Origin of the sequence: Holospora elegans E1 (assembly GCF_000648275.1) — a bacterium.
In the GTDB taxonomy this organism is placed as follows: domain Bacteria; phylum Pseudomonadota; class Alphaproteobacteria; order Holosporales; family Holosporaceae; genus Holospora; species Holospora undulata_A.
The window spans coordinates 1-25,454 of record NZ_BAUP01000065.1 but is presented as its reverse complement, the minus strand read 5'-3'; the positions used below and the strand labels follow the sequence as shown (position 1 = coordinate 25,454).

The window sequence follows — 25,454 nt, the reverse complement described above, 5'->3', positions numbered from 1 at the left end:
TGGATTCAAATCACAAGAGCAAGGAGGTAGAAAAATTATACTGTATTTTACAGATTCTATTAATTTTCTGCTTTAATTTTCTTGGTTTGCTTCTAAGTGCAAAAAGTCTTTTTTTTAGCTATAGCCTAATCTTTTTACCCAGTAACTGAGTGTACCCCAAATTATTGAGCGGCTTTTTTCAATGTCATATCTTGGTTTTCTTTGACGTACACTTCAAGCTTCTCTAAGTTAATATTTTTTTCTGAGCCACCACGCCTCTTAGGAAAATACCTGCCTTCTTGTCTGTATTTTCTATGCCAATTTTCTAAGCCACCTGCCTATCGCTGATACACTTATTTTAAATAGGTGCGATGCTTCAATATACCCGCCCCCCCTCATCTAAATATTCTATTCCCCTTTGTCTTAAATTCTTACTGTAGCTCTTTGTCATTTTCCTTTTAATTTTAACAAAAAAATTACACCTAATTCAACCTAGATTGCTATAGTTAACAAGAAAAAAATTTCATCACCGAATTTACACTCTCTAAAGACCAATACTTTTGAAGGTGTCGAAAAACGTATGTCTTACTCGTTTTTATTTGCTCTTCTCCGTACTGCGGAATGTGATACTGTGCCATAAGCTCATAAAGACGATGTGCATGATCTAACGTTGGGAAATTCCATAAGACTTTTAATTGGGAGTGCATTTCTTGAGATACTTGCTCTCTTAACCACAAGAAAGGAGCTGTAATCCGAGACTGAAAAAAATCTTGAAATCGCTTTTTATCTTTTTTTGTTCCTGTATAATCTTGTAAATCATCTTGAAGCTGAAAGCAAAATCCTATAAGTTTTCCACAAGATTCCAATGCAAGAGCGTAAGAATCCTTTACCTGAAAAAGTGCGCATACCGCCTTTGCCGTGGCAGAAAAAAGTGAAGCAGTTTTTTTTAATACAATTTCCTCATAATCTTTAATCCCGTGCGACCACGACATCGCTTCCTCTTGTATTTGCCCCAAGGTCATTTGACTAATAGCACTTTGTAGGATAGAAAGTAGTTCAGGATTACGAATCTTTGAAAGATAATTTAGAGCAACACTTAAAAGATAATCTCCCAACAAGATCGCTCTGCGCTGCCCCCAAGCGTGATAAAAACAAGGACGAGACCGCCGTATTACCCCTTCATCTACAACATCATCATGAAGCAAAGACGCAATATGTATGCATTCTATAGTTTTACACAGCTCCATTAATCCATGTTCGGCCAAAGGATCTTTTGAAAAGAAAAAAGCTAAAGTTAATCCAAATTTTGGACGAATGGACTTTCCTAAAGGCCACAAAACTTCACTAAGTAAGGGACTTAATTCTGAACAATTTAAGTATACTTCTTGAAATAGCTCTTGATTCATACGCAAAAGCGCTGCTTTTATGTAGCTGTCTATCTTAGAATTTTCCAAACTTTTCTACCTTTTAAAGATTTTGCATTGCTCGCACGGAAGGAATCTCGGTGGAATGCATCCAATCTTCTAGTAACGAAAGATCTCCCAAACTTGTTGCATATACTGAATCAAGCGTTTTTCGTACTAATCCGGTAATAACAGAACCTGCCCCTAACTCTAGGTAATACTTTGCTCCAAGAGCGTGTAAAGTTTGAAGGCTCTCTCTCCATCGAACAGGAAGACTTAAATGTTGAATTAATTGATTTTTTATGCAATCAGGATCCTTCTGAACAGCCCCACTAACATTTGTAATAATGGGAATAGAAGGAGAAGCAAAAGTAACAGACTGCAAATAGTGCGCAAACTTTTCTGCCGCCGGAGCCATAAAAGAACTGTGAAACGGCCCACTTACTTGTAAAGGAACACACCGAGCACCCTTAGATTGAGCATACCCCAAAATACGTTGAACTCCTTCTTTTTTTCCGCTAATAACCACCTGACCTGGACAATTATCATTTGCTAATTCTACTTGCCCTTGTCCATAACACTCAAGCAATGGATAAATTTCTGAAATAGGAAGTTTTAAAATTGCCGCCATGGTTCCATCTTGAACTTCAGCCATAGCCTGGCATCGCGCTTTAATGTGCAAAAGCCCTTCTTGAAACGAAAAACACCCTGCTGCGTATAATGCACTGTACTCTCCAAGTGAATGTCCTGCCACCCATCCAATAGAAAACCCTGATAAAAGACAATGCTGGTAAACAACATCAAATAATCCACAACTCAAAGTAAACAATGCTGGTTGTGCCCACTGGGTTTGCATTAACGTTTCTAAAGGCCCCTGCCCCATAATTTTTATAAGAGAATGCCCTGTATAAGAAAAGAACTGATCTGCTTCTTGAAATCGCGCCTTAATGACGGGAAACCGTTGAGCCAAAGTCTGCCCCATTCCTACATACTGAGCCCCCTGCCCAGGAAACAATAACGCAATCACTGATCTTCCTTTTATTTTTCTGAATTATATAAGCATTATACATTATTATTTCTTTAAATATAGGAGTACGTGAACAAAAAAATAACTACTTTATCTTTGAAACCCCACCATAAAAAAGCTCAAAGATTTTCAAAATAACACTTATATAAAAATTATCAGAATTAAAAAATAATTTATCTTATATTCTTTAAAGTATTAGATATTCCTTTATTAAAAAAATATCTTTGTATTAATTGAGGAATTGATAAATCATTAACTAAAAGACTTTCTAGTATCAAATTTTCTTTATTATGCTTGTATCTTAATATAACTTCTGTATCAATATTAGAAAGATCCTTGTTTTTATTAATCGTACTTAATGCATCACTTAGAAATTTATAAGCTTTGTTGTAACTTTCTGGACTTTTTTCTTCAAAATATTTTAACAAGGTTCCCCACTCAAGATTAAAGTTGACATGCAAGCTAGATATATCTTTTTGTTCAATATCCTGCTTAAGGTGAACGATAGCTTTTGCTTTTCCTTGATTTGAAAAACTAGTTTTTAAAATAATTTTTTGCGTAAACATTAATTGCGCTAAAGATTCAATACAATCAACAACAAAAGAGTCAGTAAAAATAGAAAAAATACTACTCTTTTTTCTAAAAAAATCCTTTGCATATTGCAAACGATCCGTTTTCATCTTTTGAAGGATCAAGTGAATTTTTTTCAAATCATACTCTCCATTAAGAGAAACTTCAAAATCAAAAGGGTAAAAAAATTTTTTCAAATACTCTGTGTCAACAAACCGTAACCATGATAAAGTTTGTTCGCGTACACCAAAAAATTCTCCAATTTCACAACCCAATGATAAAATTTTACGCTCAAAGAAAAACTTTAATTTTGAATCAAAAATTGCTTTGGAATCCCTTCCCCCTTCTAAAGGCTGAATCCAAGAAAAATGACAATGAGCAGAAGTCAACAAATGTTTTTTCTTGTACATACTAAAAGACAAAACATTGTTGAGATTTTTTTTATTGTTAAAGTTCAGTACACCAATATAATCTTTAAACCTAATATTTAAGCATCCTTCTAAAATATCCACTACTTCTGAAAGTTCGGCTTTAGAATTTTTCACCCCCTGAAGAATTTTTAATGTTTTTAAAAAATCAAAATTTCCCTGAAATTTCAAAAAAAGGGGATTTACTCGTTCAGGGGCGTACATCTCGAAATTAGCCACGATGCGAGTCCATTTTTTAGAAAAAATTCCTCTCCAGTTAGGAAAAACTTTCAAAACAGCTTGAAATTCATTGTTAAAGAGCTTAAAAAAATCTAGATTAATGCTTACAATGGGAAAAGGAAAAAATTTTACCTTAACCTGATGCGATTTAATAATTTCCTTAAACCGATGCTTTGACAACTCTGAACGAACTTTAGAATCAATATATCCTCCTACCCCGATACAAAACCCAACATAAGCTCCTGTTATACCTGCGATCATCCACAAAAAAAATCGCTTGCGCTTTGCAGAAGACTGGCTTATTTCAGTCACAGTACCCCCCTATTCCAAACCAATAACTTCATTGCATTATAACAAAAAAAAACCAACACACAATACAAAGTAAAATCAGAAAAAAATTAGAAAATTTATTTTTCAGGATCATGAAATTATTTTCTGAACATTTCACAATCCCAATCAATTTATTATTTACTCATCATAAGCGTTAATTTTTATTAAAGTCAACACGGCATCTTCTCTCAATTTTGCAAAAGAAAGAGAATTGCTTAGTAATGAATTTTTACAGTATTTTTCAAAGGTATTTTTAAATAATTTTTCTAATTCAAAGTAAGCGTAAAAATCTGATTTTTCATTTTTTTGATTAAAATCGTATTGATAGTTTTCTTTAAATTCTTGAAATTTTTGATTCAATACTTTCTTAAATTCACAGCATTGACTCTCATTCATTAAATATTTTTTGCAAATTGAATGATCGTCCTCGATAAAGTTTAGACAAGATTTTATACACTGATCAATATTTTCTTCATTTATCTCTTTCTTTTTAAAAAAATTTTTTAAGAATAATTCAAAGATAGAAGGCACAGATTGAAAATTTTTTCTAATAAAATTATTAATCGTATCTCTAAAAAAATTTTTAAATTTTTTTATTTCTACGTCTCGATTGGCTGCTTCCAACAATGTTTGATATACATTCTCAGGGTTTTTAAGAACGAATTCCTGACTTTCCTTTATATCTTTAGAAATATTTCCGTAACGACGTATTAAGTATTCTGAAAATCCATCAAATACTTTATCGTTATTTCTTAATGTTTTTTTTGAAAAAATAAAAAATTTATTAATTTTATTGCAACAAGATTGAAAAACTTCTAATTTTTCAATCTCTTTTAAATTTGCACTCTTTATCACCTTGAATTTTAAAAGTGTTTTATCTAATGAGCCTTCGGGATTTTCTTGTATGGCATCTCTTACAGCTTCAATTCTTACTTCTGAAGAACAGCACCCAGCAGAACGCAAAAAATTTTCTTCCAAAATTTTTTTTTGACTACTATTTTGATTTTTAAAATTTTTTTTTGCTGTTTTGTTTAGATCCCCTCGCTCTCCATTTCTATTAAAATCGGTGTTGAATTGGTTTTTTTTGTAACTTTGGTTATTGTTTTTCGCCCCTTCAGCTTTTTCATTTTTATTATTCTCAGAAGAATCTTTTAAGAATAATTTCTGTATTTCCTTTATTTTATGTTTTTTTAAATTTTTCACAATTTTAGGAAAATCCTCTGGATCTTTTCCTTTTAAGAAATTCAAAAAAGAATCCAAAGTATTTTCTTCTAAAAAATTTTCTTCAACATACTGAATCCAATCATTTTTACCTTTTGCATTAAGATTTTCTTCAGAAGTATGAAAAATTTTTAAAAATTCATCATATTTATGAATATCTATAGAGTTTTTAAATTGATTTAAAAATTCTTCATTTTTTATCTTTTTTCTAATAAATTCCATTTCTTTTTTAAAAAAGAAATCTAGAAACAAATAACGGTTTTCACTAGATCCTTCATTTATTAATAAAAATTTTTCACACAACTCTATTTGTTCATTTTCTGAAAATTTTTTAATTCCCTCTAAGATAAAGGCCAGCATTTCCTCAGTACAAGAAAATTTTTCCTTTGAGTTATCGCGATAAAAATATAAATTTTCCATCGAGTCTTCAAAAATTACTAATTCCAAAAATTTATTTGCCAAAAGATCTTTAAATTTTTCAACTAATCCTTCGGAATAAACATTTTGTAATGTAAAATATTTTTGAAAAATCTCAAAATTTTCAGAAAATAACTTTCTAAGAATTCTTATTTGCTCAGACTGGCTTTCTGTGTCTAGCTTACCTAGTGTATGTAGGGCCTCAAAAATGATATCTTGCATTTCTTCAGAGCAATCCCTTAATATTTCCTGTCCGTTAATAAAACTTCTATGTTTCAGCACAATGGATGAAGCTTGTGCACACATCCTTAAAATATTAACTTCTTTCGCCAATTCAGCTATCAATATTTTATTAAAGGTATCTCCCCCTCCCTTGAAATCTACATATTTTCGAAATACTTCAAAATTTTCAAAAAAATTACTTTTAATGATTTTTGTTGCTTGAGAATTTTCTATCTGGTCCAGCGCGCTAACGATAAGACTAAACATGTGTTCAGAACAGTCAATAAGCGTTTTCCGTCCACTGATTACCCCTTGACGTTTTAGCACCAGCCCTTCGCTTTCTAAACACACTCTTAAGTTGCTTAATTCGTTTGCTAGCTTAATTTTTAATTCATAAGAAAAATTATCAACACTAATTTTTAAATTCTTTTTTAAATTCAAAAGTTTAAAAAATAATTCAACATCATTATCTGCAACTTTCTCAAAAATCTTTGTTTGATCAGCTTTACCCAAAGACTCAATCGCTTTAACGCCACGACTAAACACTTCTTCAGAACTATCGATAAGCGTTTTCTGCCCCCTAATTAGCCCTTGCCGTTTTAACATAATCCCTTCGTTTTCTAAACACAATCTTAAATTGCTTAATTCGTTTGCTAATCTAATTTTTAATTCGTAAGAAAAATTATCAACACTAATAATTTCTAAATTCGAAAATTTAAAAAATACTTCAAAATTATTTCCCGCAACTTCTTCAAGAATCATTGCTCGATCAGATTTAGTCAAAAATTCTACCGCATCAGCTATACGATTAAACACCCCTTCAGAACAATCAATGAGTATTTTCTGCCCATCAATTATCCTTTGCCGCTTTAACACAAGAGCTGTGTTTTCTAAATATATCTCTAAATTTCTCAATTCATTTGCTAACTTTATTTTTAAATCTTTAGAAAAACCACCAATCCTAACACGTTCTAAATCTAAAAATTTCAAAAAAACCTCAAAATCGTTTTGTGCTACCTCTTCAAGGATCTTGATGTATTGATGGTGATATCCACCTTGATCCAATTTATTCAAAACTCTTGACGCCTCGCCAATGGAACTAAACATTTTTTTTTCAGAACAGTCAACGAGTATTTCCTGTCCATCGATAAAAATCCTGCGTTTTAATACAAGCGAATCTCCTTCTAAACACATCCTTAAATTGCTCAATTCGTTTGCTAATTTTTTCTTTAGATCTTTTGAAAAATCATTAGCACCAAATCCTAAATTTAAAAATTGAATTTTTGAATTTTTGAAAAAATAATCAATGCCAGATTCTAAACCCGAAAATTTTAAAAAAAACTCAAAATCGTTGCAAGCAAGCTCTTCAAGGATCTTTATTTGGGTAGATTTATCTAAAAATTTCAAGGCTTCAACGATATAACCAAACAATTTTTCAGAGCAATCTACACGAATTTTCTTTTCATTAATGATGATTTCTCGTTTTAGTACAAACGCTTCATTTTCTAAGCATATTCTCAAGTTGCGCAATTCTTTTGCTATCTTGTCTCCTAATTTTTTAGAAAAATCATTTATTCCGTTATTGCATAAATATTCACTATCGTTTTCTAACAAGTATTCTAACAGAACTTCAAAATTTTTATCTAAAGCATTTTCAAAAATTCTTATCTGTGTGGATTTAAACCTTTTTTTTAGTCTACCTAACGTATTTAGTGCTTCAAAAACTATATTACGTATTTTTTCAGGACAATCGACACAATTTGAATGCTTTTCACGTACAATGTTCCTTTTTAATTTAATTGCTTTATTTTCTAAACACATTCTAAAGCTGCTAAATTCTTCCGCTATCGCAGCGATTAATTCTTCAGGAAGTTTGATCATACCCCCCTTGGAATCTAAATATTTTTCAAAAATTTCAAAATCACTAAACGCAACATCCTTAAAAATTTTTATTTCCGGCTCTTTTAATTTATCCATTTGAGTTAAAACTCTAAGAATCAAAGCCCATATTTTTTCAGAACAATCAATAGATTGGCTTCTTTTATCGCCAATATAAATACTTCTCTTTAGCACAGACTTTCTATTTTCTAAGCCCATTTTTAATTTACCAAACTCCTTCACAAACTTGCTTTTTAGTTCATAAGAAAAATTATCAACACTGATATTTTCTAAGCCCGGAAAATTTAAAAAAACTTCAAAATCATTCCGCGCAGTCTCTTCAAGAATTTCCATCCGCTTTGAATCGTCTATACACTTTAAAGCTTCAACAATAAAATTAAAATTTTTCTCAGGATGATCAACAAGCTGTTCTTTTTTTTCACCCCCTCCCTTCAACTGAAGCTTGAACTCTCTATTTTTTAAACCTTTATTTTCTAAACACATTCTAAAGCTGCTAAACTCTTTTGCCAATTCAATTATTAATTCTTTAGAAAGGGTATTAATCCCCCCATTTAAATTCACATATTTTTGAAAAACTTCAAAATTTATAAAAAAAGCATCTCTAAAAGCCTGCATCACTTGAAAATTTTGAATTTCATTTAATGCCTTAACAATAATCTCAAATCTTTTTTCGGAACAATTAATAAAGGTTTCCATTTTATTGAAGACAACTTTATGTTTCAGTACAGGCTTTGTATTTTCCAAAACTACTTTTAAATTTCCAAAAGCTTCTATAAACTTGCTTGCAGTTTTATCAGAAAAACTAGAAAAATTAACATTTTCTGAATCTAGGAAATTAAAGAAAACTTCAAAATTATTACATGCAGCCTTTTCAAGAATTTCTATTCGTTTTGAATCATCTACACACTTCAAAGCTTCAAAAACCAAATCAAACCTTTCCTTAGTGCAATTGATAAAATTCCTCTTTTCATCATTCATCCATCTCAGCTTAAGCACTTGTCTTTCTAAATACGCATTTAAATCAACAATCTTACTTGCTAAACTATTTATCAATTCTTTAGATACATTATTAATACCTCCTTTAGAGTCTAAGTATTTTTGAAAAATCTCAAAATTTTTAAAAAAGAGATCATCAAGAATTTTTATTTGCTTAGACGTGTCCAAACACTGTAGCGCTTTAACGCCAAAAGAAAATTGTTCATTAAAATCTATTAATTTTTCATTAGCTAATTCATGATTTTCTTTAATATAACATTGGTTTTGTACGAAATTTATTTTTTCTGAAGATTTTCTTAAGTAAATAAGTGTTTCCGCTATCTTTTTTATTAATTCTTCAGGAAGATTATTAATGCCTTCTTTTAAATCTACATATTTTTCAAAAAGCCTAAAATCTTCAACAAATGCTTTTTCAAGAATGTCTATTTGCTCAGGAAGATCTAAGCAATCTAGCGCTTTGACAATAAGTGAAAAAATTCTATTAGAACACTCGATTGATGTTTCCTTTTCATCACTTATAAAATTGCGTTTTAACACAAACACTTCATTTTCTGAACACATTCTTAAGTTTCTAAATTGTCGCGCCAAATTAACACTTAACTTATAAGAAAGACTATGAATACTGATATTTTTTAAATCCAAAAATTTTAAAAAAATTTCAAAATCGTTATGCATAACATCTTCAAGAATTTTCATTTGTTCAGGATTGTCCAATTTATCTAATGCTTTGATAATGGCGTTAAAAAATTTATCAGAACAATCCACAAACGTCTTTTTTCCGTCAAGAAAAACAATCTGTTTTAGCTTAAACTCTCCATTTTCTAAGCACATCCTTAAGCTACTAAAGTGGTTTGCAAGAGAAAAGCAAAAATCTTTTCCTCCAGCTCTTAGTTGTCCTATAAAATCAATGTGCATAAACCCATCGAAAAATTTTATCCACTTCTTTACCAAATTTAAATTTTTTTCAAAATCATCAAGAACATTTCTGGAAACAGGAGCGCTGGAAACACCAAAAAGCATAGGAATATTGTTAGAATTTACAGGAATGATGGATTCATTAAAATCGTCGGAATGCATGGGAGCACTAAAATTCATAGAAGCAACATGAATCTTAGGGGTAGTACGCACAGGAGGAATATTCATAGAGACTCCAGAACCTATAGGATCCCCCAACAGCATAGGCGCAGCAGGGAAGTATCAGAATCATCAGAACGCACAGGGGGCGCGATATAAATCTTAGGGGTAGTACGCACAGGAGGAATATTCATAGAGGCTCCAGAACCTATAGGATCCCCCAACAGCATAGGCGCAGCAGGAATATCAGAATCATCAGAACGCACAGGGGGCGCGATATAAATCTTAGGGGTAGCACGATTCACAGGAGAAGCAGAAACTCCAGAAGCTTGGGAACGCGTGGCAGTACTAAAATTTATAGAAGTAACAGGAATGCTAGGAGCGCCAGGAAGCATAGAAACGCTAAACCCACTGGAATAATCGCTTTCAGAAAATTCATTACCAGTTAAATTATTAAAAACTTCTTTAAGTTGAGAAAACTGAAAAAAATCAAAAATTTGAAAAGGGTCGTAGCTTGGCAAAAAATTTTCTAACGGGCGTACATGTTTTTTCGAAACAATTGGCTTCATATCAATAAAAAATTTTAAAGGAAACAAAGAAAAAGTCTTTGATTTTAAATTCTCATCTGAAATAACGTGAAAAAAAGAAGAGCTATTGAAGTTCTCTATCGAATCTAAATCAAGTTTTTTCAAACTTGAAGAACTCCAATCAAAATTCAGATAATCAAACCGTTCTTTCTTTTTATCAAGAATTTTTATATGTTTTAGGCTATCAAAATAAAATTTTTTACGCTCTATTGCTTCAAGTCCCGTCTTATGAATCTCTTTTTATAGGTGGTAAAAGCACTATTATTGGAAAAAAGATTTCCAAAATTTCCTAATAATAAAACAAACAGAATTCCTGTACTTTCTGAAAAAAAGTTTCTAAAAAATCCAGAAATTGAATTGAGTAAAATTTTATTTTTCACAAAAAAATTCCATTGTTTTTCTATTTTTTTATTGATATAAAAAAATAAAATGCAAAACTGTCGTTAATCATAATCTAAAAAATAATTAAATTCAAGAGATTTTTAACCATTTTTGAACAATTGTAAAAAATACACTTTCTAACTCTTTTTGTGTTTTCACCGTTGCTTATCAGACAATCGCGTATTTTTAAAACTCTACCTTACCCAACTTTCAGCTCATTTACTAGCTTTTTGATACTTCAAAACATCTTCAGGTTTCATAAAACTGTACCCATTTTTTTTTAAAGCATCCAATATCATGGGAACCGCCAAAGCAGTATTCAAATGAATATCGTGCAACAAAACAATACCTTTGTGCCCTTGGTCTTCTAACCCTTTTAAAATTCTTTCTTTTAATGCAGAACGACTTGGCCTTGCACCACAATCGTTTTTTTTCCAATCTCTGGGATCTACATTCCAAAACATAATCTTCATCCCCAAAGAATTCACAGATCGTTTCAATATATTGTTGCACGCCCCCCCTGGAGGACGAAAATACAGAACTGTCTTTTGAAATTCTTTTATACAGGAATTGGTTTTATCTAACGAACTAATCTGCTCTTTTTCCGTAAGCTTCGTCATTGTTACGTGTTTGTACCCATGATTTGCAATCATGTGACCTGAATCAGCGATAAGCTTTAATATCTTTTTTCCTTCCTTTTCATTTGCTTTTTCCCCTACAATAAAGAATATTGCTGATGCGTTTTCATTTTTCAAAGCATCCAAAACTTCTTTTGTCGCACTAGAAGGACCATCATCAAAAGTAAGTAAAACAGTACGATCTGGAAAGTTTTTACAAGAAACAACTCTAGAATCTGAGCACTCTACTTTTCCGTTCCCCAGAAAAATACCAAAACAAACAATTCCAAAAAAAATAAAACACCGCTTCCATACCACCTTCTTGAACCAATCGCACTGAAAAAAGGTAAATAATCTACCACACAAAATCAAAGCAACCTCTCTAACACTACTTATTTATTATTTTTTGCAAAAAAATTAAAATTTTTGAACTACAAATCACTCTAGGCGATGACGGACTTGAACCGCCGACTCTCTCGGTGTAAACGAGACACTCTACCGCTGAGTTAATCGCCCTTTTCGATGTTCATTGTATCTTTTAATTTTCAAAAAGTAAAGTCCCTTTATCTTTTATAAATTAATGATAATTTGCCTAAAATTTTTCTCAATATCACATAATTATAAATAGAAACCTTTAGAAAAAATTAAGTAAAATAAGATTTTTTAATTGTATTAAGCACAAAAAATAAATGCGAAAAACATATATCAATCGACTTGTAAAAACATTTTTCCCATTATTGTTTAATTTATTTTTTTTCCAGGACTCTTTTTTTAGACGAATTATTTGTTACTATAAGCTTACTCAGTAACTCAGCACAGGTTTTTCAATGAACGCATTTAAAGCGCCTGTAAATTTTTTTCCTTTGGCAGCAAACGCCTTAAGAATTTTAGCTATGGATAGCGTAGAACATGCCGGTTCAGGGCACCCAGGAATGGCCATGGGAATGGCAGATGTGATGGCAGTTCTTGCATCTCAATATTTAAAGTGGGACCCTTGCGATACACAGTGGCCAGATCGAGATCGTTTCGTTCTTTCTGCAGGTCATGGAGCCCCTTTGTGGTACGCAGCTTTATATATGTGGGGCGTTCTTTCCCTAGAAGATCTAAAAAACTATCGCAAACACGCAAGTAAAACTCCAGGGCACCCTGAACGAGGAACCCCTTTGGGAACTGAAGTAACAACAGGCCCCTTGGGACAAGGGCTTGCCAACGCATTGGGTATGGCGTTAAGTGAGTCTTTGTTACGCAAAGAATTTACACAAACGCTCGTAGACCACTACACATATGTCATTTTGGGCGATGGATGCTTAATGGAAGGGGTAGCACAAGAAGCCATCAGTCTTGCGGGGCATTGGCGCTTGCATCGCTTAATTGTTTTCTGGGATGACAACAAGGTCACCATAGATGGCCCAGTAGATCTTAGCGGAAGTGATGATATCGTTCAGAGATTTAAAGCATCTGGATGGAATACGTTATGTATAAATGGTCATGATTTTAACGCCATTTCCAATGCTATTGATATCGCAAAAAAATCTTGCCAACCTACGCTAATCGGGTGTCGTACCCATATTGGTTACGGATCACCTAATAAGATGGGAACATGTCAGGCACACGGGTCTCCCTTAGGCTACCAAGAAGCCCAAGCGGTACGAAAAGCACTAGCCTGGCCTTGGAATGAAGCATTTTTTGTTCCAGAGTTTTTACTAAAACAGTGGAAACATTTCAGCCAAAAATCTACTACATCACACAAAGCTTGGCAGGAAAGATTTTCTACCCAAGATTCTAGTATGCAAGATCGTTTCAGCAAAGCCATAAATGGAGCAGCTTTATCCCAAAAAGCTCAAGAACAGTTAAGGGCTAAAGGTATTTTTTATGCCCAAGAGCGCCCAGCCATTTCTACACGAAGCGCTTCTGGAGCAGTTTTAGCACAGATCTTTCCTTACACACGACTGCTTGCAGGGGCGGCAGATCTTAAAGATTCTACGTGCACAGATCCAAAAGAATGGACCCCTTATCGCCCATTTTTGTATTACGGTATAAGAGAGCACGCCATGGCAGCAATCATGAATGGAATTTCTGCGCACGCAGGATTTATTCCCTGTGGAGGAACATTTTTAGCTTTTTCAGATTATATGCGTCCTGCATTAAGATTGTCAGCATTAATGGGAATAAAGGTAATATATATTATGACGCATGATTCCATTGGGCTTGGGGAAGATGGCCCTACCCATCAACCTATCGAACAATTGATTTCTTTGCGAGCCATCCCCAATTTAACCGTGTTGCGCCCAGGAGACAGCGTAGAGGTTGTAGAATGTTGGGAAATCGCGCTTCAAGAAAAAGGACCAGTTATCTTGTGTCTATCCAGGCAATCTCTTCCAACATTTTCTAAAGTGTATAAAGAAGAAAATCTCTGCAAAGCAGGAGCCTATCCTTTACTCCCCGCAACAAAAACTCCTAAAGTAAACTTGTGGGCCAGCGGATCGGAAGTTCACTTAGCCTTAACAATAGCGCATGAATTAGCAGACCAGCATTCTGTTTCTGCTCAAGTTTATTCAGTTCCTTGGATGATGCGCTGGCTTCAACGCTATCCAGAGCCTTGGAAATGTTTTCCTTCTGATTTACAAATTTCAATTGAAGCGTCTTCCCCCTTGGGATGGTATCAAGTTACAGGGCCTGGGGGGATAAACATAGGTATGGAAACTTTTGGCGCCTCAGGGGAATCTTCCGTTTTGTTCAAGCATTTTGGATTTTCTTCTACTGCGATCGTTCAAAAAATTTTAGACACTCTTTAGGAAAAAAATGTGTTTAAATCAATTTAATTAAAGTCTTTTCCAAATAGAGTTTTAGGTTGAAATAAGAACAAAGGACAGATTGTTTTTTCTATCTATTTTAACCTTTTTTAAAGTTGCATTTACCGTCCCGTTGATAATTTTGAGTTTTAAGCAAAGCTTACGCTGTACTATTTGAGTAGTTATCTTTGCTTTTTTCCATCATGATGGCACGCTTCCAAATCTTTCAGCATGCCATTTAAGATAAGTATCTGGATTTTCCATCATCTTGTTTAAATGCTTTTCCATCTTCTGGACTATTTCCTGCCCCCTTCAATAGAAAAAAAGATTTTATATAAAATTTAAATTTATAATTGTGCAATAAACTATTCCATAAATTTCTTATTTTCACATGAAGTCCACCTATTTTCCATAATAGTTTCTATCAAAACTTGACTCTTTAAGAACCTTCAATTAGCATAGTTTTAGAGTCAAGCAAATTTAGAGTAACATGTTTTGTAAAAAAGTTTTTTTTTGGACGTTAAGTTTTGTAGGAGCGACGTGTTTGAGTGAAAAAAATCAGTTATGGGCTGTCTTAGAAGCTTCAAAGGGGGACACAGATGTTTTGTGTGTGGTGGGAAAACGCGTTATTAAAAAATCAGAAATAGAACAAATACTACAGCAAATATCAAACAAAAGACAAGGAAAAGAAGTTTCAGAAGAAGAAAAAAAGCGTCTTAGAGAAGACTATATTACTATGTGTCAACTTAGCGAATGGGCTAAAGCTCAAAAATTAGATGAGCTTCCTGAGACAAAGTCTGCCCTTGATCAAGCCTACATCTCTGCTGCTTTACGTAAATTGGGAGAAAGTGCAGAACAAGCCACTAAGGAAGAAATTAATAAAGAAATAACAAATCTTAAAAAAGATGAAGATATTATGAAAAGTGTTGTTATTGAAACTGTCATCGTTGACAAAAAAGGAAAAGATGGCAAAAAAGATATGGAAGGTGAATTGAAAAAATTAGAAAATTTAAAAAACGATTTATCAGGAAAAATTTTCGAAACCTGGGCAAAAAAATTTCAAATAAACAATCCAAATGGCGAGTATAAAGTTAACGATTTAACAGTAAAAATGTTAAAATCTAATCCTCAGCTAGAAAAAATTTTAAAAGAGATGCACGTGGGAGATATAAAGGTAGTTCCTTTAGATAAAGAAAGTTCTTTGGTACTTGTTGTGCGTTTCATGAAAGAGGGGGTGCGCACCTCAGAAAGCACTTTGTCTCGTATGGCTCTTCAAGGCGTGAAGTCTAAAAAAATGCAAGAGTTAATTAAAAAAGTTAAGGAAGAGTTTCCTGTTAAGGAATAAGATCAACCGTAAATACGTGATAATTGATCCGTTTTTTAGAGATGCATTAAATTTTAAAGTTAGAAAATAAAGCATCTCCTTTCAATGGAGAGTTTTACAGTTTATACAGACCAGGTGCTTATACTTTAAGTTTGGAAAAAATTTATGATTGTTTTCGTGATATTTATGTTATCAATAAAAGCAATTTACTTGATAGATTACAATTTTATGGAGAAATTATCGAGCACAAATAGAAATAGCTGCGCAGGGTTTTTACTTCAGCCCAAGTAACGGAAAAAAAGCGTTTTGTACATCTTTCGGCAGTCATATTGGTTTAAAAAGAGACATGTATGAAAAATTTCATGACACAGGCTTTTATTTTTTCATTCTTTTGTTAGATATTGTCTTATTCTTCATCTTTTCTTACTCTTGAGATATGTTCAGCGGTATCATGTTTTCATCCTTTTTCAGTGCCATCTTTTTCTGTACATTTCGTCACGGCTTGCAAACGCGAATTTCCCAGATATCCTTCTTCCCTAAAGGAAAAAGCAGCGTATTTTCCTATGATAATATGATCTAAAATACTAATCTGAAAAGGAAGTAACGCCACCTCTAACGCCCCTGTTAACTCTATATCCGCTTTAGAAGGACAAGGATCACCAGAAGGATGATTGTGAATTAACACAAGGTTTGCACCGTTAAATTCTAAACAACGCTCCATTAATGTTCTGGGATATAGAGCAACTTCGTCTAGTGTGCCTGTTTGTACTGTCTCTTCTTGAATTAATTCGTATTTTTTATTTAAAAAGAATATACGAAATTCTTCTTTATGCAAATGCCCCATAGAAAGATACGCATAATCAACAACTTTATCAATATTGTTCAACACGGGCGCTTGACGAATCTCTCGAATCAAAATACGACGAAAGAGTTCGTGAAAACACACAACTCCCCAGTGATCAAACAGCTCTGACCTAAAGAACACCCCCCATATGGATCGATGCACCTCTAAAAGCTTTTTCGCCAAGGGTTTGGTATCTTTTCGTGGGTATAACACACCTAAAAACAACTCCAAAAGCTCATAATCTGGCAAGGCATGGGGAGCTTTTAAAAATCGTGCTTTCAACCGTTGACGGTGCCCCAGATATAACGGCTTTTCTTTTGTCGAAGTTTGGGAGGGATCCTTATCAGATTTCATGCACCAAAAAAACACCCATTTTTTTGAAGTGTAATAGAAATGTATCTTTTTTTAAGAAACTTATATAGATCAAATATTTACTATGAATTTGAATCTTTTTTACAACACTACATAGTATGATTCCCATCAGATTTTTTTTTGAGCCGTACATTTTTTTGTCTAGTGTACAATAAATTAGGTTCAACGTTAAGTATTAAAGATCAAGGTTTTTTACCAATTTTTCAAAGAACTGTGAAAAAAACCTTGTGTTAACGATTTGTGATAACATACCCAGTTTTAATATTTGTACGCAAAAGAGCTTCTTACTCTTTTTCCTTTTTTTAAATCTTTACACGGGATTGACTTTATACCAATTTCGTTTCTTCCATATACACAATATATATTTTTTAATTCTTGGTTGTCCCTCGTATATCTTTATTTTCTTCCAGACGAGCAAAGGATTTTTAGCTATAACCTCTTACTAATACAGTACACTTTCTACATTTCAGAAAAACCACCATTTTCAAAAAAAATTTATGATGGATCATTTTGCTCTCCAATGCAATATTCTTTTACACTCTATTTTTAGAATACAATATGTTTTTTTATCGATAAAAAATACATTCGTGATAAAATGACTAAATAAAAATAAAATCAATCTAAAATGAAAAAAATAAATTTTTTTGCTTTTTTGTTATTTGTCTTGCAATTATAGGCTCTCCGTCTATGGGGACAATGCCAGGGATGTGTAATGAGTATGATGGACTATTATGTAATACCGTAATTTTTGGAGGAAAAGAAAAAAGTTTCTGGGAAAAAAATGATTATAATATGAGTGAAACGATACCATGGCGTGAATTTAGAAACAAACAAGATCAGGTAGGTCGAAACCTATTCTCAAATTATCATTTTCAAAAAGAGGATGGCGTTAGAACGAATTTTATAAAATTACCAGGATTTGTTGATGGGTCGTGTCTGTGGAGTCATTTAGGAGTCACTCCTAAATATATGATGAAGATTCTGAAAAATTGCGTAGAGAAACTTCAAGAAAAATTATTAGAAAATTTAACAGATAAAGACCAAGACTTTGATCTTCTTTCAGAGATTTCAGAAATAGTTCAGGCGCTTGATCCACTTGGATTATCTAATAAAAACAACAATCCAGACGCTTTAAAAGACTTTGAAAATTTGCTGCAAAATTCGGAAAAAGTAATTAAACAGTGGTATAAATTAGTTAAAAAGCACGGTGGAACAGTATTCAATGTTAATGAAGAACCTGAGAATGTCTCGTTATCACAAAATCAAAAGCTTGCTAATAATCTTCCCTCAAATTCACGTGACGCAATACGTCCCCCCAATGGAGAAACATTTTTTGAAGTGATGTCAAAATACTTACAAACAAATATCGCTATTTTTTCAAAAAAATCTTCAGAGTCTCCTCAAATCAATAGATTTTTCAAGTGTATAGGAGCAAAACATTGGTTATATTTGATACAAAGTAGAGACGGGAATCATTACGACATTTTAGTAGAAAAAGGAGAACCTGTAAGTAGGGCAATTATAGCAGAAATGGATTCATTCTTAAAATCCAAAAAAAATTAGCTATAGTAATTTAGGTTGAATTAGATGTTTTAAAGAAGCACGAGAAAGTGTCGAATAGAACCTTAAGATTTAGTATATTGCATTCAATCCCCCTCTTCATATTAGCCCAGGATTTCTCTATTGGATTGGAATCAAAAGAGTAAGGAGATAGAAAAATTATACCGAATTTTACAGATTCTATTAATTCTCTACTTCTCTTGGATTTATGAAAAGAGGAGTGATCCATAATAACACCTTGACCAGGTTTTCGCCACTTGATCAGAAATTTTTCTACCCAAGCTTGGAATAATACTGTATCTCAAGATGCGTTAAACCCCATTGGTGCTATGGATGTGTTATTAACCAAACCGGTAATGCTATTTGTTCTTTGATCATATTTTCCACTCTTTTTTCCAACCAACTTTTCACTGTTTCTGCCCCAGCCTTCTGTCTTTGCACATAGCCATACAATGCCGCTTTCATTATATATACAAGACTTGGACACGCTATATCTTTGATCGATTCTTGATACTGACTTCGCTTTTCTTTGCTTGATTCTAAGTGCGAAAAGTCTTTTTTTAAGCTACAAGCCTAATCTTTTTAACCAGTAACGATTGTACCCCAAAATTCTTGAGCAGCTTTTTTCAAGGTCATATCTTGGTTTTCTTTGACGTACTTTTCTAGCTTTCCTGAGTTCAATCTTTTTTTCTGAGCCAAGCACGCCTCTTAGGAAAATAACTACCTTCTTTGTCTGTATTTTCTATACTACCTGCCTATCGCTGATACACTTATTTTAAATAGTTGCGATGCTTCAATATACCCGCCCCCTCATCTAAATATTCTATTCCCCTTTGTTTTATTAACGTGAAGTTCGCCAAAATACGCATTGTTACCTCCAGCATTTCAAGTAATCGTGTATTTGCAAGGGGTTTTCGATGAAATCTCGCAAAGCAATAGCGTTGTCGACCGTTATTTTTTTCAATGGGGAACATTTTATCTTTTCTCTGAAATAAGCGGTTGCTTGGAATAATTTTATTAAAACCTGCCCAGTGATCTCCACAATAAAATAAAATTTTTTATTTTTTAATCGTTCAAAAAGTACTTCTTTACCAATTCTAACTAAAAATATTTTTAGTTAAAAGCTTAAAAAACATTCACCATTCTATAAAATGTATCATTTTTAACTCCTGTCAATCTTCGGAATTTTTCTTCTGCTATTTCTTTGATCTGTTCGTATTTCACGCCATTAAAAGGACAGGCAGAAGAAAAGCAAATAACCATTTAAGAACGCTTTTTGGCGCCCCATACAAACCTCAATTCCTAGTCATTGTAAAAACCGTTAAAATTACATGAATTGGATAAAGGAAAACGTGACGGTTGTGACTAAAAAGTAAAAACCATGCTATAGAGGTTTTTAAGCGATACACCTAATACTCGAAAAATAATTAATATAAGAAAACAAAGATAAAAAATCCTCCTCACAAAACATTTCAACATACCACGTCTTTCTCTCTTTACTAAATAATGTAAAAAACAAAGATGTATCTAAATTACAATAGTTCTATAAAGCTGCTGCACAGAAAAAATCTTCTGAATTTACTACACTCCTAAAGTTCCTCCGTGCTTTAAAATTACACGCCAGCAATATTTCAATGTATTCACTATAGTTAAAGAAACAGAAGAAAGGATCTCTCCATTAGAAGAATCCCCCCCACCCAAAGAATCTTCCTTAGGTAAAACTTCTGTTAAAGCGGTTGGGTCTGATTTTTGAACCTCTTCTAGTTCAGGAATCGGACGCTTGATTTCTCCATTTTTTAATAACTCATCAATTTCTTCCCCTGAAAGGGTTTCGTAAATTAACAAAGTTTCTGCCAATAAAATAAGCTGACTTTTATATTTGGTTAAGAGATCTAAAGTTCTTTTGTGCGCTTCTTTTAACAATTTTCGAATTTCTTCATCTATCTGATTGACCTCGTTATCTGAGATATGAGAAGCTAGCCCGCTCCAATATTCATCTTGCTCTCCATAAAATAGATACCCTATCTTCTTGCTCATCCCCCAATGCGTCACCATTTTTCTGGCTAAATTTGTAGCAAACTTAAAATCACTAGAAGCGCCAGTGGTAATACCTTCTTCTCCAAACATCATTTCTTCTGCTATGCGACCTGCCAAAGCAATGTCAAGATCAGCCAGTAAAGATGCTCTAGTTACAGAAACTTTATCAGTTTCTGGCAAACGCATTACTAGCCCTAAAGCCATTCCTCTTGGAACAATGGTTGCTTTGTGAATAGGGTCTGAATGAGAAGAATACGCAGCAACCAGTGCATGCCCTGCCTCATGAAAAGCAGTAAGACGACGATCCGATTCCGTCATCAACATATTTTTTCGTTCTGGCCCCATAAGAATCTTGTCTCGTCCTGCCTCAAAATCCTCTTTGTCTACGGAAGTTTTATTAAATTTTGCCGCTCTTAACGCTGCTTCATTAACTAAATTAGCTAAGTCTGCTCCGGAAAACCCAATAGTTCCCCGAGCAACTTGCAACAAAGACACTTCTGGAGCCAAGCGCACTTTTCGTGTATGTACACGCAAAATCCCCTCTCTTCCCTTTAGGTCTGGTAATGGAACCATAATCTGTCGATCAAATCGTCCAGCCCTGATCAATGCTTTGTCCAAAACATCTACTCGGTTAGTGGCTGCAAGAACTATAATTCCTTCCCGCTCACTAAACCCATCCATTTCTACCAAAAGTTGGTTGAGAGTTTGGTCCCTTTCATCGTGTCCCCCCCCAGCGTGCCCACCTCGCGCGCGCCCTACTGCATCAATTTCATCGATAAAAATAATACACGGCTTATGTTCTTTTGCCTGACGAAAAAGATCTCGAACACGGCTAGCACCAACCCCCACGAACATTTCTACAAAATCTGATCCAGACATAAACACGAAAGGAACACCTGCTTCCCCTGCCACTGCTTTGGCCAATAGAGTTTTCCCTGTTCCTGGCGGACCTACCAATAAGACGCCTTTAGGAATTTTTCCTCCCAGAACTTCAAATTTTTCAGGATTTTTTAAAAAATCTACAACTTCCTGAAGGTCCTCTTTTGCATTTTCCGCTCCCTCCACATCAGCAAAAGTTATATGATGTTGATCAGGATCGATAAAATTAACTTTGGATTGCCCAAACCCCATAGAACGCCCAGCGCCTCCTTGAGATTGTCGATAATATAAAAACCAGATTAATCCAACAGTCAAAAAAGGAAGAGCAATTTGTAAAAGAGTATAAAAATTAAAAAAAGACACTTCTAGTGGTACAAAACGAAACCTCACCCCCTTGTCTTTGAATAAATCCAAAGGAAGGTTTTGCAGCTGAACAATTTTGGGAAGAAAAACCTGAATCCGCTCACCCGTTTTGTATAAAGCCTCTAAAACTTCTCCTTGAAGTGCAACTTCTTGAATACGCCCCTCGTGAACACGATCAATAAACTCTGAATAATCCACAACTAAGGGAGCACTGGTCATTTTTTGTCGATACAAATTGAAAAACGAAAGAATCAGTAACCCCAAAATTATCCACAATACCATACTTTTTTTATTTGTTTTTAATCCATCTAAAAAATGCACTTTCCAGAAAGCCTTTCAGTAGAGGATTTTACCAAAGTATTGAAGGTAAAGCAAGTTTTTAAAAACCTAACCTATCCCAATGAAGAAAAACAAACACCTACGACACATACCGAAAAAGCCTTTTTCTGCCGCTCTTTGAAAAAACTAAACGAAAGAAAAAACTTGACGTGTGCCAAAAACTAAGCACAAAGATTTGAATTGCACCCAGGAGTGAAGGGGCTCGAACCCCTAAACCGCCGGTTTTGGAGACCGGAACTCTACCAATTTGAGCTACACTCCTTTTCCTTTTAGGACATTAGCAGATTTTTTTTGTTTTTGCAAGATGATTTTATCAGAAGTAATTAATCTTTAAATGTTCAAATCCTATTAGAAGGTGTAATGCGTCTATTCTAAATTTACAATCTAGAATGTTTAAAAATTATTTCTTACGCTATATAGTCTTACGGTTTGTGTTAGAATATAAAAAGATGTTTTTTTTAATTTACATTTCATTGTGATATTCCCTAAATTTGAAGTGAAAAAAACCACCTCCTATGGTCGATTAGGAACAATTTTGACAGCACATGGTAAGATTTCAACGCCCTCTTTCTTTTTCTGTTCCACCAAGGCAACAATTAAAGGAGTCGACACGTGGATCATAGAAAAATTGAACACCCCTGTTCTGCTAGCAAACACTTATCATTTAATGTTACATCCTGGAGCAGATGTTGTTGCCGATGCTGGAGGAGTGGGATCTTTTATGGGGTGGAATGGTCCAACATATACAGATTCTGGGGGATATCAGATTTTTAGTCTTGGGTATGGATGTGTGTCTCAAGAAATCAAGGGGTCTCCACGATCAAAACGCTATCTTAAAATTTCTGAAGCGGGAGCAGAATTTTTAAGTTATAGAGACGGATCTAAGTGGTGTCTTACTCCAGAACTTTCCATTCATGTTCAGCAAGCATTGGGAGCAGATTGTATTTTTACACTAGATGAATGCACGCCTTACCATATTTCTTACGAACACACACGTGCTTCCATGGAACAAAGCCACCGCTGGGCTCAAAGATCTTTAACAGCTTTTTTGAAGGAAGATTCTGTATATAAGAAAACTCATCAAGGACTTTATGGAATTTCTCAAGGGGGAATTTACCCCGAATTGCGCCGTGTCAGTGTGGATTTTTTAAATTCTATGCCGTTTTTTGGTCATGGGATTGGAGGATCTTTGGGAAAAACCTCTGTTGAAATGCGGGAAGTTTTAGATATGGCGCTGGAAAAGTTGTGCTCTGATCGCCCTATTCATTTACTAGGTATCGGAAAAATTGAAGATATTTTCGACGGAATAGCAAAGGGAATCGATACGTTTGATTGCGTGATCCCCACGCGATTAGGTCGCCATGGAGGCGCATTAATCAGACCGAATTATTGGAGCGATGCAAAAGAAGACTATCATTCTCGTTCTTCTATCAACTTACTAAAATCTTGCTTCAAAAACGATCATCGTCCCATTGACGAGCTTTGCTCATGCCCCACGTGTTTGCGTTATACTCGTGCTTACCTTCATCATTTAATCAAATCAAAAGAGATTACAGCTGGGTCTGCGCTTACAATTCATAACATTTTTTTTATGAACACTATGATGGAAGAAATTCGCAGAGGTATTGATTTGAACATTATGCCCGAAGTGCGTTCAAAATGGTTGGGAAGATAAAATTACAGGTTCCTAAGTTTTCAAGATAATTAAGTCAAATAAAATATTATTAAATTAGGAAAATCATTAAGTTAGGAATTGGAAAAATTAAAAATAAAGAGATATCAGAGCATCGTGTTCAGAAAATTTAGAATATTAAGGAATAAGGAAACAAATGGTTGAGAGCAATAAAATTTATACCCTTTGCGTAGATTCAGAATTTTCTGGAATACGATTGGATCAATTTTTGGCAAAACGTCTTCCCAAGTGCAGCAGAACATGTATTCAAAACATGTTAGAGCAAGGACAGGTGAAAAATTCTGAAGGAGCTTTGTCTAAAAAACACCAATCTATGAAAGTTTCTTTTGGAACAGTGTTTCGTGTTGAAATTTTTCCTCCCAAACCTTGTGAATTAAAACCTATCTCTATGCTCTTGGATATTTTATATGAAGATGAAGATATCGTTGCCATCAATAAACCTGCAGGACAAGTAGTGCATCCATCCATAGGACATCAAGAAGATAGTTTAGTACACGGGCTTCTTGCGCATTGTAAAAATCAGCTTTCTGAATTAGCAGGGCATCAGCGCCCAGGTATCGTGCATCGTTTAGATCAGTTTACTAGCGGAGCATTACTGGTTGCCAAAAATGACCTATCCCACCGTCACTTAAGCGAGCAATTTGCTCAAAGGCGCATTCGTAAGACTTATTGGGCTATTGTTTATGCTTGCCCCACCCCTTTGGCAGGGCGCGTTGAAGTTCATATGGGACGACATCCCAGGTATCCACTGCGTATGTCTGTTAGTCTGACTCAGGGAAAAGTATCTATAACGCGTTACAGAACGAAAGCGCGTTCCAAATGCCAAAAGTACAGCCTTGTAGAGTGTTTTCCAGAAACCGGAAGAACTCATCAAATTCGTGTACACTTGGCCCATTTAGGCAATGGAATTGTGGGAGATCACATCTATGGGCGCCCCCATAAAGATTTATCGCGTCAAGGACTTCACGCCTATCAATTATCGTTTACTCATCCGACAACGAACGAAAATGTATCTATTACTAGCAAAATCCCAGAAGATATGATGATTTTTTTACAACTTTATTTTGATGAAAGCACCATAAGACCGTTATTTTAGATAAATCGTCTAAGGCCAAAAAACTTCTTTTTTTTGTATACCTTTCCCTTTGCAAAAATTATCATTTTTTTGGTCTTTCAACATAGAAAAACAAGCGTGTTATGGGTATACATCTATATTTTCGTACACTACAGGCGCTGAAGAATTTTTAGGTAGCAAGAAGTGCGGCAGTGGCAACTGTAGTTGCTGCTGCTGCCAACGGCCAACCGTACCCCCCAGCGTATACTCCTCCACCGTACCCTCCTGCATATCCGCCGCCTCCGCTAAAGGATGCACTTTTTTGAACATTATTAGATATGTTTGGACTTTTATTTACTCCAACAGTGTTATGGGGGTGCGTAAAATGTCTTCTGGCGCCTGCATAGCCTCTAAAGGCACCGTGGCCTCCTCCTCTTGCAAATGCTCCGGCATTCATTATTATGTTTCCTATGAGTAGTAAAAAATAAAAGTTTTTCATTTCTTGTACTTTTTTGTTTATTTTTATTTTTATATTTTATCATTTTAATATTAAAAAAATAATGATTTGTTTATTATACTTGCTACGTACGTAGTTTTTGAGCGGAGAAGCTTTTTATTTAGAGTTAGTCTTTTTCAAATTTAGTTTTAAGTGAGTACAAACCCGTTTTTAAAGTTAACAAGAGCGGATTTGTTCGATGGGGTAAGCGGTACAAATAATAAAAAATGTGGAAAAAATTTCACGAGGTATGCCCGAAAAAGACAAGCTCCAAGTCCTTGTTTTATACGCAAGCGTCCTTTCAACGAACCGAAGCGCTCAGCGTTTTTGT

General features: G+C 34.2%; 17 protein-coding genes, 2 tRNA genes and 1 pseudogene. 5 read left to right on the top strand and 15 right to left on the bottom strand.

Features of this window, described 5'->3' with window-relative positions; all coding sequences use genetic code 11:
* Positions 1-485: 485 nt before the first annotated feature.
* The 7 genes from HE1_RS06415 to HE1_RS02380 all read right to left on the bottom strand — a co-directional run bounded on the left by HE1_RS06415 (position 486) and on the right by HE1_RS02380 (position 11,886).
* Positions 486-1,433: a polyprenyl synthetase family protein gene (locus HE1_RS06415; RefSeq protein WP_006295417.1), complete on the bottom strand. Its 948-nt coding sequence runs from the start codon at positions 1,431-1,433 to the stop codon at positions 486-488.
* A 13-nt stretch (positions 1,434-1,446) separates the two neighbouring features.
* A complete protein-coding gene (fabD, locus tag HE1_RS02410; protein ID WP_006295419.1) occupies positions 1,447-2,409 on the bottom strand; it encodes an ACP S-malonyltransferase in 963 nt (320 codons plus the stop codon).
* Between the two features lie 173 nt (positions 2,410-2,582).
* Positions 2,583-3,524 (bottom strand): hypothetical protein, encoded by a 942-nt coding sequence (locus HE1_RS02405; RefSeq protein ID WP_152531013.1) that lies wholly within the window; start codon positions 3,522-3,524, stop codon positions 2,583-2,585.
* A gap of 570 nt (positions 3,525-4,094) precedes the next feature.
* Complete coding sequence (locus tag HE1_RS02400; protein ID WP_162531196.1) at positions 4,095-9,854, bottom strand: hypothetical protein; 5,760 nt, start codon at positions 9,852-9,854, stop codon at positions 4,095-4,097.
* Positions 9,855-9,868: 14 nt separating this feature from the next.
* Positions 9,869-10,477 carry a hypothetical protein gene (locus HE1_RS02395; protein WP_035544297.1) on the bottom strand — a complete coding sequence of 203 codons (609 nt, stop codon included), beginning with the start codon at positions 10,475-10,477 and terminating at the stop codon, positions 9,869-9,871.
* A 491-nt stretch (positions 10,478-10,968) separates the two neighbouring features.
* Complete coding sequence (locus HE1_RS02385; protein WP_162531195.1) at positions 10,969-11,688, bottom strand: polysaccharide deacetylase family protein; 720 nt, start codon at positions 11,686-11,688, stop codon at positions 10,969-10,971.
* A gap of 126 nt (positions 11,689-11,814) precedes the next feature.
* Positions 11,815-11,886, bottom strand: a tRNA-Val gene (locus HE1_RS02380).
* A 311-nt stretch (positions 11,887-12,197) separates the two neighbouring features.
* Between HE1_RS02380 and HE1_RS02375 the strand changes: the two genes are divergently transcribed.
* Positions 12,198-14,165: a transketolase family protein gene (locus HE1_RS02375; protein WP_052567240.1), complete on the top strand. Its 1,968-nt coding sequence runs from the start codon at positions 12,198-12,200 to the stop codon at positions 14,163-14,165.
* Positions 14,166-14,400: 235 nt separating this feature from the next.
* Here the strand turns inward: HE1_RS02375 and HE1_RS09320 are convergent, their stop codons facing one another.
* Positions 14,401-14,553, bottom strand: a complete 153-nt coding sequence (locus HE1_RS09320; protein ID WP_206537220.1) for a hypothetical protein — start codon at positions 14,551-14,553, stop codon at positions 14,401-14,403.
* A gap of 153 nt (positions 14,554-14,706) precedes the next feature.
* Between HE1_RS09320 and HE1_RS02370 the strand changes: the two genes are divergently transcribed.
* Entirely contained in the window at positions 14,707-15,507 is an 801-nt protein-coding gene (locus HE1_RS02370; protein ID WP_162480212.1) for a hypothetical protein, read from the top strand.
* A 436-nt stretch (positions 15,508-15,943) separates the two neighbouring features.
* Here the strand turns inward: HE1_RS02370 and HE1_RS02365 are convergent, their stop codons facing one another.
* Positions 15,944-16,684 carry a JAB domain-containing protein gene (locus HE1_RS02365; protein ID WP_052567238.1) on the bottom strand — a complete coding sequence of 247 codons (741 nt, stop codon included), beginning with the start codon at positions 16,682-16,684 and terminating at the stop codon, positions 15,944-15,946.
* A 723-nt stretch (positions 16,685-17,407) separates the two neighbouring features.
* Here HE1_RS02365 and HE1_RS02355 point away from each other — a divergent pair.
* Positions 17,408-18,265, top strand: a complete 858-nt coding sequence (locus tag HE1_RS02355; RefSeq protein ID WP_162480211.1) for a hypothetical protein — start codon at positions 17,408-17,410, stop codon at positions 18,263-18,265.
* A 10-nt stretch (positions 18,266-18,275) separates the two neighbouring features.
* On the opposite strand, the gene HE1_RS10300 is transcribed toward HE1_RS02355, so the two are convergent.
* From HE1_RS10300 to HE1_RS02335, 5 genes and pseudogenes are all read right to left on the bottom strand, one after another.
* Positions 18,276-18,494, bottom strand: a complete 219-nt coding sequence (locus HE1_RS10300) for a transposase (protein ID WP_373279901.1) — start codon at positions 18,492-18,494, stop codon at positions 18,276-18,278.
* Between the two features lie 538 nt (positions 18,495-19,032).
* On the bottom strand, positions 19,033-19,236 hold the full coding sequence (locus tag HE1_RS09610) for an IS1 transposase (protein WP_035544283.1): 204 nt from the start codon (positions 19,234-19,236) through the stop codon (positions 19,033-19,035).
* Between the two features lie 157 nt (positions 19,237-19,393).
* Positions 19,394-19,486, bottom strand: a pseudogene (locus tag HE1_RS09605) (IS5/IS1182 family transposase); the annotation flags it as partial.
* Positions 19,487-19,843: 357 nt separating this feature from the next.
* Positions 19,844-21,823: an ATP-dependent zinc metalloprotease FtsH gene (gene ftsH / locus HE1_RS02345; protein ID WP_035544303.1), complete on the bottom strand. Its 1,980-nt coding sequence runs from the start codon at positions 21,821-21,823 to the stop codon at positions 19,844-19,846.
* 244 nt (positions 21,824-22,067) lie between these two features.
* Positions 22,068-22,142, bottom strand: a tRNA-Trp gene (locus tag HE1_RS02335).
* A gap of 216 nt (positions 22,143-22,358) precedes the next feature.
* On the opposite strand from HE1_RS02335, the gene tgt reads away from it, so the two are divergent.
* Both tgt and HE1_RS02325 read left to right on the top strand, forming a co-directional pair.
* Positions 22,359-23,555: a tRNA guanosine(34) transglycosylase Tgt gene (tgt, locus tag HE1_RS02330; RefSeq protein ID WP_373279900.1), complete on the top strand. Its 1,197-nt coding sequence runs from the start codon at positions 22,359-22,361 to the stop codon at positions 23,553-23,555.
* Positions 23,556-23,709: 154 nt separating this feature from the next.
* Positions 23,710-24,669: an RluA family pseudouridine synthase gene (locus HE1_RS02325; RefSeq protein ID WP_006304716.1), complete on the top strand. Its 960-nt coding sequence runs from the start codon at positions 23,710-23,712 to the stop codon at positions 24,667-24,669.
* A 148-nt stretch (positions 24,670-24,817) separates the two neighbouring features.
* Here HE1_RS02325 and HE1_RS02320 read toward each other — a convergent pair whose 3' ends face one another.
* Positions 24,818-25,126 carry a hypothetical protein gene (locus HE1_RS02320; RefSeq protein ID WP_035544278.1) on the bottom strand — a complete coding sequence of 103 codons (309 nt, stop codon included), beginning with the start codon at positions 25,124-25,126 and terminating at the stop codon, positions 24,818-24,820.
* Positions 25,127-25,454 lie beyond the last annotated feature (328 nt).

What these genes read in the sequence shown, in the direction of transcription:
- HE1_RS02400 (WP_162531196.1), bottom strand. Translation starts at nt 9,854, where the DNA reads ATGAATATTCCTCCTGTGCGTACTACCCCTAAGATTCATGTTGCTTCT.
- HE1_RS02375 (WP_052567240.1), top strand. Translation starts at nt 12,198, where the DNA reads ATGAACGCATTTAAAGCGCCTGTAAATTTTTTTCCTTTGGCAGCAAAC.
- HE1_RS02365 (WP_052567238.1), bottom strand. Translation starts at nt 16,684, where the DNA reads ATGAAATCTGATAAGGATCCCTCCCAAACTTCGACAAAAGAAAAGCCG.
- HE1_RS02355 (WP_162480211.1), top strand. Translation starts at nt 17,408, where the DNA reads ATGTGTAATGAGTATGATGGACTATTATGTAATACCGTAATTTTTGGA.
- HE1_RS09610 (WP_035544283.1), bottom strand. Translation starts at nt 19,236, where the DNA reads ATGTTCCCCATTGAAAAAAATAACGGTCGACAACGCTATTGCTTTGCG.
- ftsH (WP_035544303.1), bottom strand. Translation starts at nt 21,823, where the DNA reads ATGGTATTGTGGATAATTTTGGGGTTACTGATTCTTTCGTTTTTCAAT.
- HE1_RS02325 (WP_006304716.1), top strand. Translation starts at nt 23,710, where the DNA reads ATGGTTGAGAGCAATAAAATTTATACCCTTTGCGTAGATTCAGAATTT.
- HE1_RS02320 (WP_035544278.1), bottom strand. Translation starts at nt 25,126, where the DNA reads ATGAAAAACTTTTATTTTTTACTACTCATAGGAAACATAATAATGAAT.